Genomic DNA, 12,833 nt, shown 5'->3' on the forward strand with positions numbered 1-12,833 from the left:
CATTTCCCTAGCGATCCTGTCGCGCGGCGCTCGGCTTTGACGGCAAGGAATGCACATGAGCGGCATGCTCATGACCGGGCGGAAGACGCAGAAGCTTGGTCCCGCCGCGAAGCCAGATCAGCTTGCAGGCTTGTCCGGATGTGCTCACGAGTGAGGAGGTAGTCTGGATCTCCCCCAATCTCGACAGCGACGGTGGCGTGGTTCAGCGATATGTCGGGCCGGCCCTCGTTGAAGTACTCGATGGCGAGATTGTTGTGCGTGGGCGCATGCCGAGGATTAAGGCCAAGGGCCCGAAGATAGTGCTCGATGCTGTCCTTCGCCTTGCCAAGCTCGGAATAGGCAAGGCCGAGGTTGCTCTGCAAATCGGGATTGTTTGGATTGATCTCGGCTGCCGCCAGATAGGACTCCAGAGCAGCGTTCGGCCTATCGTGCCGCAGTAGGATGTTGCCCTTCTCGAAGTGAGCTCGCCATTCATTCGGCTTGATGACGAGTGCTCTGTCGAGATCGGCCAGGGCGCCCGCGGCATCTCCCATTCTGTTGCGAAGTGCGGCCCTGTTCAGATGAGCTTCGTAATAGGGCGGGCAAAGCTCAACGGCACGTGCATATGCCTCGAGAGCCTCAGCGTCCCTGCCGGCGACTTTCGAAAGCAGGTTACCCAGGTCATTGTGATACTCTCCATAATAGGGATCGTAGGCAATTGCCTCACGCAACTGCTTCTCAGCCCGAGGAAGGTCGTTGACGAGTTCATAGACCTGGCTGGTGTTGTAGATCAGAATCGACTGGTGAAGCCTGAAGCGCTCGTCGCCATACACCTTGAGCATCTTGCCGAGGCCTTCCGCGCAAAGGGCGAGGGCTTCTTGATACTTTTCCTGCTTCGCCTTGATGTAGGCATAGGCGTTCTCTGCAAACACCTTGATGTAATCGTACTTGTCGTGGTTCTTGAAATCACGCTCGATAACTTCCAGATTTCGCACCGCATACTCCTCGGCCACCGTGAGGTTGACCGGCTGCTGATAGCGTCCATAGGTCATTGATTGGGCGTAGAGAACCGTTGGCGTGTATCGGCTCTTCGGGAAGGTCTTGTAGAATTCATCCAGATAGGGAACCGACACCCGCCCGCAGCCAAGCGAATACAGCACAAAAGCCGCGTTGATGAAGGCGGCGTTCACCGGAGCATCGCCCGAGCCGTAAGTGCGAAGCGCAGGGTCGGCGACAAGTTCTCCGAAGTAGCTAAACCAGAGATCATACAGGCCGATGCTTTGAAGGATCTGGCTCGGCTCTGCAAGTAGTTCCAGGCGCTTGAATTTGTCCCTTATCGCCAGCGCATGAAGCATCACGAGCGGCGCCTCGCCGGCCAAATAGCGGTCCAGGCAAGCGCGGTGCAACTGCTCGTGCAGATGATCTGCGGTCGCCTGCTCGAAGATTGCATAGTTTCGCTGCGCGATCAGATCGGGCGTGGTGCAATCGGATTCAATGTAAGATTTGAGAAGGCTATGCCGTTCCCCGGTGTTGAGGCTCGCCAGATAGAGATCCACGGTCGCGGTCGGATCGAGATAGCCGACGACTGGTAATCCTGCTGCCGCGCATTTGCTCAAGGCTTCCGCAATCAACGGATTGCCTCCGCTTGCCTCATAGATCTTCCGTCGTTTCTCGGCAGGTAGGTCTCGATCAAGGATCGTGCCCAGCTCTTGCGAGCTATATCTGCCGAAATGAACTTCGCTGGCCTCCGGAAAATAGAGGCGTTGTTCGTAATCGATCAGGACAAACCGAAACAGCCGCGCATTGTCGTCCAGCCTGACGAGTAGCTTGATCAGATTCTTGGCCGAGCCGGACAGGGCCGCCGCTCGGTCGATGACGATGATGTGACGTTCGTGGAGCTGTTGGGCGCACTTGATCAGGAATTCGGCTAGTCCGACCAGGAGCTTGTTTTGATATTCATAATGATAGAAGCGGGTACGCTCCTCCTTGCTCGAGGTATTGGTGAGATCCTTCGGCACGGTAAAGGCGTCGCTATTGAGAAGAGGGAATAGCCGCTTCAAGGATTGTTGTGCCGTCTCAACCAGTTTTGGCTTATTCTCTTTGGCCCACCTCAGTTCGGCGTCGATGAGCGCTTGCAGCCCGGCAAGATAGCCGCCGGTCCGCCAGTCGCCGTCAGTGATAGAGAAGTTAGAATTGGAGCTCGCGAGTGCCGATTTGATCGTCGGTACCGGAGCCATGCCCGGTTCTACCTTCAAAATCGTAATCGGACTGAGCTCGACAGATGATGATATGGCTGGAAGAACGCGCTGCTGGATCAAATCGACCATTGTACTCTCCCGAACTGTCACAAAGGAGGGTGGTCGAAAGGACCACCCTCCAATGCCGCTATGCTCTGATCAGGTAGACGCATTCAAGGCATCATCGCACCAGCCTAGAGCGTACCCGTGTACGGAGTGGTGGTACGGATGGTGGTCTTGATCTCGGCGATCTTCTTTTTCATCACGTGTTCCTTTCCTTCTCTGGCACGCCAGACCCAAGCGAAAGCGCGGCCAGTCGTGCAGGGAAAGAATAGTGAATTGCTGCACCAATCCGCAGCGAGATTTCTTGTCAGTCGCTGTCAAAAAGATTGAACGCCCGGCTCGGACCGGCTGGGCTTGCCGACGCAAAGTTGCGCCCTTGTTTTCGAGATGCGTCCAGGTATCGCGATCTCACTCAGCGGCCTTGGCGAGCTGGTGGCGCGATGTAAATGATCCTCGCCGCAAGGAATAACGAGGATGGGCACCTTGTGCGCTCCACTGCTGCACAGGACCTCCTAGTGGCTCTGCACAGTGATTATGACTCTTTGGAAGGCGCGGGATAGGCGCGGCCCATTTTGGTGCGGGCCTTGTCTGTTGTGAACATCCATTTGATGCGAGAGCGGGCGGCATTTCGCTTCCGTTCCCAAGCGGCGATTTCGCGGCGCAACCGCTTGGGGGCGTCGATTCTGCGATTGAGGCACTGGCCCCGCAGGACGCCGATCTCGATCTCGACCATGTTGAGCCAGCTTGCGTGCTTGGGCGTGTAGTGGAACTCGAGCCGTCGCAAAATCCGCCTGGCTTCGGCGGGCGGGAAGGCCTGATACAGGGCGCCGGCGGAGTGGGTCGATAAATTATCCTGGACGACCCGGATGATCTCGGCGTCGGGATAATGGATGTCGACGAGGTCGCGCATGCAGGAGGCATAGTCTTCAGCCGCGCGCCGCTCAGTGACTTTGACCTTGCGCCAGGGACGATGCACGTCGAGGAATACGAAGAGATTGACCGTGCCGTTGCGACGGTACTCGTAATCGTAACGTTCGAGCTGGCCGGGCTCGGCCGGAATCGGTTGACGCGCCTCGCCGATGAGCTGCACCGGGCTTTCGTCGAAGCACACCACCGGCCGCTTGGGATCTGGCGCCTCGGCGTAGAGGTCGAGCACGTCCTCCATACGGGCGACGTATTCGCCGTCGATCTGCGGAATGCACCACATGTCCCTGCGCCAGGGCTTGAGGCCATTTTCGGCCAGGCGCCGCCGAACCGTCTCATGCGACAGGCTCTTGTGTTCGGTGAGCTTGACCATCGCACCTGCCAGCAGCTCAAGCGTCCAGCGGGCCCGGCCTTCTGGCGGACTGGCGCAGGCCGTCGCCACCAACAAGGCTTCTTCCTTGACCGTGAGTTTGCGCTCCGCTCCGGGCCGCGGCTCATCGCTCAGCGCCCGCTCCAGATTGCCTTCCACGAAGCGGCGCTTGGTCCGGTACACGGTCGAGCCGCCCACGCCGACGCTCCGCGCGATCTCCTCATCGCTGCCGCCGGTGTCGGCAGCCAGCAAAATCTGCGCGCGCTTGAGCTTACGGGACGCATGCTTGCCGCCGCTGAGCAGCGCCTTGAGTTCCGTGCGCTCGATTTGGCTGAGGTCGACCCGATAGCGTACATTCATGGCATGCCTCCGTGTTCGAGGCACGCACCAACAACTGAATCGGATGGCCGGCGTGAGTCCTTCGGCAAAACCCTTCACGCCCACACAGGGGCAGTACCTGGCCTTCATCCACCTCTACACGCGCCTGCACCGCAGACCCCCGGCCGAAACCGACATGCGGGAATACTTCCGCGTTAGCCCGCCCTCGGTTCACCAGATGGTGCTGACGCTGGAACGGGAGGGCCTCATCAGACGGCAGCCAAGGACCCCTCGCAGTATCGAGGTCCTCGTTGATCCAAAACACCTGCCGGAGCTACTCTGACCGCCAGACGCAACCCGTCAAAATCACTGTGCAGAGCCACTAGCGGCTGTTGATGATAGCCTTCGCATTCTCTCCCAAAGGACGTGGCCTGGCGCATCGACCCGTTGTGAGGCTGCAAGTCACGAATCACAGCGCGTTGCTTTGAGCTGGAGTTTCATCGGGTACCTTGCGCCCGCCTTCTTGGCAGCGGGAGCAAATTGGCTTGCCACGCCCATTCAAGAAGCATTCCGGTGAGACAATGGCGCGGTTCAGATATGGCAGTCATTGGTCAGGGCCGTAGCTTGGGCCGGAGCCGGTCGGATTGGCGGCCTTGATCCGAGCAGCCCTACCAGAATGCAGAGTTTCGGCGCTAGCCGGATGCCCAGTAAGCTCCGCAGGCGCTCTGATAACCGATTTGAGCTTCCGAAGGAGTTTGGCTGATCGCATGGCTCGCTCGCGCGATGCGATTAGTCGTTCTTGCCTTTAGCGTTCTGTCCAGCTGCGTGCCTTTGGTGCCATCGATCGCCAGGATTTGTACCCACCTCGCAAATGACGAGCGACATCGATGGTAAAGCAGATACCCGCGCTGACCGGTATCCGGTTTGTCGCGGCAGCAGCGGTGGCATTGTCGCACGGCGGCAACCTGTTCCTGCAGGGACCCAGTCTCGGACTTGATATCAGCGTCGGGACACTCGGCCTGCTCGGGATGTCCATCTTCTTCACCCTGAGTGGTTTTGTCATTCAGTATAACTATGGCAGCTCGATTGTGGGCAGCCCACGGAAAGCGATCCCGGACTTTCTCGTGGCGCGCATAGCGCGAATCTATCCTCTGTTCGTTGTTCTGTTTCTGATCGAATTACTGACCGGACCGATGGTCTGGCCGTGGCTTCTTGGAACCAAGGCGCCGGCCGAAGGATTCTCAACGCACCTCGTCCCGTTTCAACTCGGGATGGTTCAAAGCTGGTTTTTCGCAAATGTCGCCGGTGTCGCCCCCGTTTGGCAGTACGAAGAGGTCGGCATCGTCTCCTGGTCGGTGAGCACCGAATGGTTCTTCTATCTCGTTTTTCCGCTCGTTTGCCCTCTCCTTGCGCGGATCAGAACTGTGTCCGCCGCGGTTGTTTGCGCCATTGGAGCCGTCGCAATCGAGCTTGGCATTGACCTTACCGTGCTCATGCTGCAGGGCCGCATCAATCTGTTTGCGCTTCATGCCTATGGAACGGAGGCGGCTCTGCCGAACTGGAAGAACACGCTCATCCTCTGGATTCTCTACTTTTCGCCGTTTTCCAGGGTGTGGGAGTTCATTCTTGGCTGTTGCTTGGCAAGGCTTCATGAAGTGTGGTTGGCGCAGGATTTCAGGCCGTCTCGCGCTCTGCTCGACATCGCGGCAGTTGTTGGCGTCTGTGCGATTGCTTGGGTGTTCTGGTTTACCGCCCACAAGCCGCCATTTGGCGCTTCCATGAGCCTGTTCGATATTGCACGCAACAATATCGCCCTGGCGGCGCCGGTTGCGCTCATCCTTGTCGCGGCGGCTCAGCCCAGCAGCACTGCAGGACTTCTGTTGTCAGCAAGGTGGCTTGTCTTCCTGGGCGAGGCCAGCTTTGCCCTCTATCTTATACACATCATCATCTTCCGGCGTTTTCCGGTGGTGCGTTGGGAAACCGCGAGCCAACTGCTTGGCCACCTCGGTGCGCTCGCTCTTGCTTTCGCCCTGGCGACGTGCGCCGCGATCCTGCTGCATTTCGGCTTTGAGGTACCGGCCCGCAGGCGAATTCGCGGTGCCTATCAGGCAGCCTCGGCGGAACAGCGCAGGCTCCTGGTGCGATTGGGAACCGTCGGCTTTGCCGCACTTGTCGGTGCGGCCGCCGCGTATGCACTGCGGGATGCGACCGGGAATGCCATCACGCAATCTGGTATTTCTGTTGTCTCCGGCACGTATGGCGGCAATTGCCGCTGGATGTCAGCGCGCGGCAACACCACGGATGCGCTTGCAGAAGCCTGTAATGGCAAGAGCGAGTGTACGTTTCGTACAGAGGTGCGGATTGCTGATCCTGCGCCGGGCTGCGCAAAGGAGTTTTCCGTCGCCTGGTTCTGCAAGGGAGATCGCAGCATTCGCTCCAGCTCGGCTCCGGAAGCGCATCCTACTTCGTCGGCTCTGCAACTATCATGTAACAAGGTGGCGCGCGATGATTAAGCCGCGGGCTGAACGCCCATCCGGATCCCGCTTCCCTGAAGCGAGGTTCTGCGACGTCAGGGTCTTGCTGTCGGCCGCCGTACCAAAGAGGTGTGTGTGCGTGTCGGCACTTTGGTCATCGGGCAAAAGGCTGAGGGCGTGACTTCCGCAGCGGACGAGCGTCTTTTTGCCGCCCATCTTGATGGCCGCGAGACTCTTCGCTAGATCACGAACGTTCACTGATGGAGATGCCGCCGTGGCAATGGGTATTGTGAAGTGGTTCAATTCCAACAAAGGGTATGGCTTTATTCGGCCGGAGGACGGAAGTGCCGATGTCTTCGTGCACATCAGTGCCGTGGAAAAGGCCGGTTACACCACCCTCGAAGAGGGGGCTCGGGTCAGTTACGAGCTCAAGGCCGGGCGCTCGGGCAAGGCGTCAGCTGAGGATCTTCGGGTTGGCTGATTGACGTGCGCCTCCGGGCTGCCTTCTGCAACCTGTGATCTTGCCCCTGTCCGGCGATGCCTCGTGTCTGGTGCGACGGGCGGTCGGCTTTACGACCGTCGCTTCCAACTGAGGCTTTGCCGCAAGCCCCGTGGCAGGTTCAATCAAGGCACTGCTCGCCGGTGCCAAGCAGTTCCGGATTCTGCTCGCCTTGGTGCAGAGTGGACCTGACACAATATCCTCGGTGCCATGAATGGTCCGAACCGTACACTCCTGCCCAGCGGGCCAGGAGGTGTACGCCGCGCATGTCTCACAGCAACCTACTGCACCCGCCGACGCAAAGCTTGTGCTGTCGATTCTGAAGGAGCTCACCGAGGGGAATGTGTCCGTTATGGACGATACGAGCCTGCGGCGCTGACATCTTTGCCCGCGCGAGGACCGCTCGCGCATGAGCCGGCGAGCGATTTCAGGACGCCGGCGCGCCGGGTTAGCCAATATAGTTGAGGTTAACGGCGCCATGCTGTTGACGATGCGCCCCAAGCCTTGATCCATTGTAGGGGAACTGCACCACACAGCCCATCGGAGACACGGCAAGTGTCGTTCCAGCTGACCGTCCTGAAAGTGCTGGCCGGTCAGCCCACCGGGCGGGCCTCTGTTGCCGAAGTCCGACGCGCCGTGGAGATCTTGATGAACAGCGGCCGCGACTGGACCGATCGCATGAAGCGGTTGGCCGAACATGCGCCGGATCTGAATATCTTTTCGGCGAGGTTTGTCGTTCGTGACGCTCTCGGCTGGGAAATCACGCAGGAGGGCCGGCAATTCCTGTCTGCGCTCGAAAAGGCCGTCGCCGATCAAAGAGAGCTGCTTCGATCGACCATCGATCCCTCATTCAGCGAAGTCGTTGCGCAAGCGGTCACGGATGCAACAAATTCACTTATTGCTCCCCGCAGTCGCCATCCGAGCTCGCGGCGACGCCGCAGGAAAGGTCGATCTAGTCGACGGACAGCATGAAGCAGGGTTGCCTTAAATGGGACCCGCACCGGGGACGAGGCGGCGCGGCACTTAACTTGGCAAAAATGCCATCGTCCTCGCGCAGCATCGATCAAATCTACATTTCCTCTTGATGGGCCCGGAACGATTGTCTTTTCCGGTCGGAGAAAGCCCTGCGCGTGAGCCGTTGCTAATGTCATGACAGATTTGGCCCCTGTCACGGCCGAGCCTGGAGGCATCAGAGGAGCGGAGCATTGAAGGGCGGTGTCCTCGCCGCTTCTGAGCGCTTCACGGTGGTCGTTCCGCCGAACAGGACCTGCTCGTGCAAAGTCGTCTGGCGGAAAGGACAAGGACGCCGTCCCGCTCGTTGCTGAATGAGGCGAGCGCTTGCTTCCCAACCACTTAGGAAAATATCTTGCAGTGTAACCTCGTTCATATGCAGTCCCGCTTCTCAACTGGCATTATCGGCGAGGCAATATCTGGTAGGATGTCATGGACGACGAGTTTTGTAGAGAGAGGGCGCGGACCGTGCGGGAACTTGCCGAGCAAGCTGACCCATTCATCAAGGTGCGCTTGTTGCGGCTGGCCGCCAATTACGAACGGCGCGTTGGTCAGCCAGAGAAATCAGCTCGAGATTGCGCTGACCGGCCGGTACGGAGGTCACCCATTCGCCCGTCCTAAATTGAGAGATGGCGCTTACGAGTCACCCCCGGGCCGCGATCTTTTTCCGTGATGCACTTGTGCCGATCCTCGCAGCTGACCGGCAATCTAAAGATGCTGGCGGGACAGCTCCGGCGGCTCGTCGAGGAGTTGAGAGCCCGGCCCGGTTAGCGCTGGTATGCCACCGCATCGCCCTGAACGCTCTGGCCTCACAACGTCGGTACCCAGCGCTGGCCCGCCGCCGCAGAATAATCGGCCCGCGCTCAGCGCATTGCGGCTTGCAATGACGCGCCGCAAAGACCGCAGCACCTTCAAACAATAACTCCATGCTGATAAACCGGGTCCTCACTCGTTCGCTCGACGCTGTCAAAGCACGAGCCCGACATATTAAGGGGCCGGCGCCCATTCTGGCGCCGGCGTCGATGCTGATGTTGTTGGTGATGAAGTAGGACAACACGCCTTCAATCTGGACTCCGCCGCCACCGTTGCCGCGTTGTTCAGCAAAAGTGGTCAAGTCGCGCAAGAGGTGATAGTCGCGCCCCTTGAAATCGGTCCACGGCAGGTACGCGACATCAGCGCTCACGCGCCAACGCTCGGTCAACATGATTTCGGCGCTCATGCCGATCCGGGGCGCATTCCATTGAGTATCCTCGCCGCCGATGACCCTGTTGTCACCGGAGCTAAGACATGAAGTAAGGGGATTTGCCATCTGCACGCATCCCCTCGAGTCCGAGCTCTGGCCGTAATAGGTCCAGCCTACAAATCCGCCGAACTTGTAGTCGGTACCGCGCAAGAAATCGTAACCGACGTCGGCCGTGTAATATGTGAACCTTCCATTTGCTTGCCCTGATACCGTGTTGACATACGAGCCGCCCCAATCTTCATCGTTCATGTTTCCTTTGTTGAACTGCCCGAGGCCAATATTGCTCTTCAGGAACACACCCCAGGGGCTCTCAAGGCGGCCGAATAACTCTCCCGAAAGTCCGTCCAGTCCGTGATAAGTGAGCCTCGATAAGAGCATGCTGGGATCTTGAGATCCGCCATGGGGCACTGCGTCCCATTGGAATCATCCCCGACTGAGCCAGAGCCGGGAGCCGCCTTCGAATGACCAGCCGGTCACGTAGGGAACGGGCGGCACGCTGACGGGTGCCTTCGCGTATGGCAACGTATCGGACCAGTGCGTCGCCTGCCGGTCGGCGTCGAAATGGTAGTTCAGACCAATCTTTCCGATGTGATAGTTGCTGGACAGATTGGTTGTGTTCGGCGGCAGAATTGCAGACGGGAACTGGACTGTCGCAGCGGTCGCGACACCTGGTCCGCCAAAAATGCAGATAGTCATACTCAACGTTCACCGACCATGCAGGCGTCAGGGCTCGCTCGACGCCGAGCCCGATGACGCCACCGAGGCGACCATAGTCGAAATGGGTTTTCTCCTGCGGCAAGCCGCCGCCTTCAAGGTTGTTGACGACGTCGCCTCGATTGTTTTGCCAGGCTACGCCCGCCTTGAGATAGGCAAGCGTATGCCCGAGTGCTCCAAAGGCGTAACCGACGCGACCGGTCCGGTGGCAAAGAGACTCGGACCTGCCTTGCAGTTTGCGCTCACGACGAAGCCCGAAGGGGCAAGGCATGTATTTGTGCCCTCGGAGACAGCGCCGCTGACATCGAGCTCGATGCCGAACACCCAGCTGTTATTCTGCCAGTTGTAGCCGATCTGGCCACCTGCAAGGAACGCCGGGGTATCGACGACGCCGCCATAAATTGATGGACCATACGGATTGCTAAAGGAGGTTCGACCGTACCCTCCGCCGACGTGTCCGCCAATATAGCCGCCCGACCAATTCCACACCGCCCTTGGCAGTGTCGCTTCTGACTGGTGCGCCTTGGCTACGCCGCTTGCGACGAGCGCAATTGTCATGGTCCCAAAAAGAAAAACGCCAGCTCGCATCAAAGATTGCCTTCTCTTTCCCGGGTCACGAGCCCGCTCATTAAGTATCGCCACACGACAAATCGTCGGAGTAGACCAGACAGGCGGTAACGCATGGCGAGGTCGTCCCGAAGATCACCGCACGACGATTGGTGATGATGACCCGACAAAGCAAAACCGCGCGCCAAACTGAATTCCCATATTCGAAGGAGTTTCGTAAAACTGTGTCGCGTCAGCTTCCTGACAATGGTTTCAAGGCTGACATCGAAGCATCCGGATGAGACACGGGTCGCAGCAGCGCTTGTTGAAATCGCCATCCAAGGAGAAGCAGAGAGCACGAAGACGAACGCGCGGCGCTGAGCTTATTGCACGAGGATTTCCGGCGGCGCTCGGTCATGAAAGAGCAGGGCTAATTTGCTACTTGGCAAAGCTCAGCGATCCAAAGGCGAGGTCAGCATTAGTTCGGTCCGCCGGCTGCAGACCAGCTTCGCGAAGACGGCTCTCCTGGTGCCATTCGGTATCTCGTAGCCACCGCGAGGAAAGATCCGGCTCACGAGCAATGACCCTCGCTCCGCAGCAGCGTCGCACGAACGGTATGTCGCCCGCTGCGCGCGAATGTAGATGGCCAGAGCACGAAATCAGTATGGCCAGTGAGCGCAGATCGGTGAACTCGTATGGTTCATTGCGCGAGAAGTCGGAACTGGAGGCAGCACCATATTGTCGGTGGGCGGGTTCGGCCCGAACCGCACGCTGGTGCGCAACAAGCCAGCAGATGTGCGCATGCGTTGCCGCAAGTGATAACGATGCGCTGGCGGCTTGCTCGAACGCGATCCGAAGCCTGGCGAAGTGAGACGCTGGGCGAGTGCCACGGAAACAATACGTTCTCGCAAAGTGACGTGAAAGCGAAGCCGCCTTAGCGGGCGGAGCATCTGAGGCCGGATGGTTGTGCATCAACATACCTAAAGGAAGAATCTCTTTTAGAAGCAAGCTTCTAGTGATTTCCTAAGTTCGAGAGGGGTATGTGATTGGGGTCCGTTCCTCGTTACGGATCGTGATAAACCCGAGATGTCATGCAGCGGCCCGCTCGAGATGCTACGATCACGTTGTAGCACGGATCCGAATCCATCTATGTTGGTTACCATCCTGCTCAGAGGAGGGACATGTCACTTCGCTGCTTCGCTAAAGGAAGCGACCGTGAAGGTCGGGAAGCGACTAAATTTTTGCGATCCCGATCTCGGTGGCTTCAAGCGGATAAGATCTCGTTCGTTTGCATGAAACGAGGTTTGACCGGTCCCAACGGTTCAACTCCTCAACTGGATACAAGATCGCCTTGCCAACCTTGATGAATGATGGACCAATTCTATAAGACCGCCAGTTGCGCAGCGTACCCTCGCTGAGGCGGCCGGAGGACATTCGGGGAATTTCGAGGGGAATGCTTGCCCGGTATGTGGGTGGCGACGCTGAGATGGATCGGCGTTACGCTGAGAGTTCTCAGAGCACGTTCAGTCATCGATAGCTCTACATCATTCGCTCGAAATGCTCAAAAGCTAGGTGCTTCTTGCTTTGCGAGGGCTGGCTCGTTTGTCTGAAAGATCCCTGATCGTCGACGCACAACCAGGTTCGATCGATCGCAGCGATTGAGCTCCTCAACTAGATGGAGGGTCACTTTGCCGATCATCGATTTGGTCTGCGACTCCCAAGGCCCAAGCCGCCCAGTCTGTGGCGGCTCTTTCCATCGCCTTGTTCTTACCGAAGGCCGCCATCGCGGCTTTGACAAATGTGCGAATATCCTGGGCGGCACGGTGGTCGGCTGCCATTCGAAGCAATGTTTTGCGTTCCTCCGCTTCCGCCTTGAGGGCCTTCTCGCGCGCAAGTCGGGCTACCTCAGCGCATTGTTCGGCCAGCCTGTGCTCCATCTCGGCACGGCGTCGGCATGCGTGTTCATAGGCGGTGTGGGCGTTGGCCGGTACTGGACTTCACCGGCTACTGTTAGCTTCAGGACGATTTCTCTAAGCCGATCCTCGATGCGGCCGCTGTGATCATCTGTCCAGGAATCCCCGGTGGCTGAGATTTCCAGCCGCAGGATTTCGTAAGCTTCATGCGGTGTCTGCATTCGTTCGTTGGCCTGCGTCCTGGCCCTGGGGTGGTCAAGCGTGAACGAGATCTTCTGGCTGCCGACTGTCACACCGATATTGCGGGCCTGTTCGCCAAGCCAAGGCTGGTGGCCGGCCTTGATCAGAACAAGGAACAGGTTGTTCAAAATCCGCAGCCGTCTCCGTTCGAAAGGGTTATCGAAGAAGGGTTCGCTGTAACGGAGTTTGTACGGAGCATCGCTGGGTTTCAGACGATGCAACGCATCTTCGTCGAGCAGATGGCGGATCAAACTATGGGCCGATCCAAGGTCACGCATGAAACGGATCTTCCCGAGTGACTG

Annotated in this window: 9 protein-coding genes; 4 read left to right on the forward strand and 5 right to left on the reverse strand. The window is 58.5% G+C overall.

Features of this window, described 5'->3' with window-relative positions; genetic code table 11:
- Positions 1-68 precede the first annotated feature (68 nt).
- Both ACVMB1_RS01545 and ACVMB1_RS01550 read right to left on the reverse strand, forming a co-directional pair.
- Positions 69-2,306, reverse strand: a complete 2,238-nt coding sequence (locus tag ACVMB1_RS01545; protein WP_456848151.1) for a tetratricopeptide repeat protein — start codon at positions 2,304-2,306, stop codon at positions 69-71.
- A 505-nt stretch (positions 2,307-2,811) separates the two neighbouring features.
- Positions 2,812-3,933, reverse strand: a complete 1,122-nt coding sequence (locus tag ACVMB1_RS01550) for an IS630 family transposase (RefSeq protein ID WP_069280104.1) — start codon at positions 3,931-3,933, stop codon at positions 2,812-2,814.
- A 43-nt stretch (positions 3,934-3,976) separates the two neighbouring features.
- On the opposite strand from ACVMB1_RS01550, the gene ACVMB1_RS01555 reads away from it, so the two are divergent.
- The 4 genes from ACVMB1_RS01555 (at position 3,977) to ACVMB1_RS01570 (ending at position 7,836) form a co-directional block, all read left to right on the forward strand.
- Positions 3,977-4,234 carry a LexA family protein gene (locus tag ACVMB1_RS01555; protein ID WP_253587780.1) on the forward strand — a complete coding sequence of 86 codons (258 nt, stop codon included), beginning with the start codon at positions 3,977-3,979 and terminating at the stop codon, positions 4,232-4,234.
- 544 nt (positions 4,235-4,778) lie between these two features.
- Positions 4,779-6,404 carry an acyltransferase family protein gene (locus tag ACVMB1_RS01560; protein ID WP_456848153.1) on the forward strand — a complete coding sequence of 542 codons (1,626 nt, stop codon included), beginning with the start codon at positions 4,779-4,781 and terminating at the stop codon, positions 6,402-6,404.
- Between the two features lie 235 nt (positions 6,405-6,639).
- Positions 6,640-6,846 carry a cold-shock protein gene (locus ACVMB1_RS01565; RefSeq protein ID WP_057016816.1) on the forward strand — a complete coding sequence of 69 codons (207 nt, stop codon included), beginning with the start codon at positions 6,640-6,642 and terminating at the stop codon, positions 6,844-6,846.
- A gap of 573 nt (positions 6,847-7,419) precedes the next feature.
- Positions 7,420-7,836: a hypothetical protein gene (locus tag ACVMB1_RS01570; protein WP_141713236.1), complete on the forward strand. Its 417-nt coding sequence runs from the start codon at positions 7,420-7,422 to the stop codon at positions 7,834-7,836.
- Positions 7,837-8,518: 682 nt separating this feature from the next.
- Here the strand turns inward: ACVMB1_RS01570 and ACVMB1_RS01575 are convergent.
- From ACVMB1_RS01575 to ACVMB1_RS01585, 3 genes are all read right to left on the reverse strand, one after another.
- Positions 8,519-9,496 carry an omptin family outer membrane protease gene (locus tag ACVMB1_RS01575; RefSeq protein ID WP_245313734.1) on the reverse strand — a complete coding sequence of 326 codons (978 nt, stop codon included), beginning with the start codon at positions 9,494-9,496 and terminating at the stop codon, positions 8,519-8,521.
- Positions 9,429-10,103 carry an outer membrane protein gene (locus ACVMB1_RS01580; RefSeq protein ID WP_245313731.1) on the reverse strand — a complete coding sequence of 225 codons (675 nt, stop codon included), beginning with the start codon at positions 10,101-10,103 and terminating at the stop codon, positions 9,429-9,431. Before ACVMB1_RS01580 ends, ACVMB1_RS01575 begins: the two co-directional genes overlap by 68 nt.
- A gap of 2,175 nt (positions 10,104-12,278) precedes the next feature.
- Positions 12,279-12,809: a hypothetical protein gene (locus ACVMB1_RS01585; protein ID WP_141713234.1), complete on the reverse strand. Its 531-nt coding sequence runs from the start codon at positions 12,807-12,809 to the stop codon at positions 12,279-12,281.
- Positions 12,810-12,833 lie beyond the last annotated feature (24 nt).

The organism is Bradyrhizobium sp. USDA 4504 (assembly GCF_054063995.1).

Excerpts from the sequence above, each read along its gene's own strand:
- ACVMB1_RS01585 (WP_141713234.1), bottom strand. The coding sequence starts at position 12,809 with ATGCGTGACCTTGGATCGGCCCATAGTTTGATCCGCCATCTGCTCGAC.
- ACVMB1_RS01575 (WP_245313734.1), bottom strand. The coding sequence starts at position 9,496 with ATGCTCTTATCGAGGCTCACTTATCACGGACTGGACGGACTTTCGGGA.
- ACVMB1_RS01560 (WP_456848153.1), top strand. The coding sequence starts at position 4,779 with ATGGTAAAGCAGATACCCGCGCTGACCGGTATCCGGTTTGTCGCGGCA.
- ACVMB1_RS01555 (WP_253587780.1), top strand. The coding sequence starts at position 3,977 with ATGGCCGGCGTGAGTCCTTCGGCAAAACCCTTCACGCCCACACAGGGG.
- ACVMB1_RS01550 (WP_069280104.1), bottom strand. The coding sequence starts at position 3,933 with ATGAATGTACGCTATCGGGTCGACCTCAGCCAAATCGAGCGCACGGAA.
- ACVMB1_RS01580 (WP_245313731.1), bottom strand. The coding sequence starts at position 10,103 with ATGCCTTGCCCCTTCGGGCTTCGTCGTGAGCGCAAACTGCAAGGCAGG.
- ACVMB1_RS01545 (WP_456848151.1), bottom strand. The coding sequence starts at position 2,306 with ATGGTCGATTTGATCCAGCAGCGCGTTCTTCCAGCCATATCATCATCT.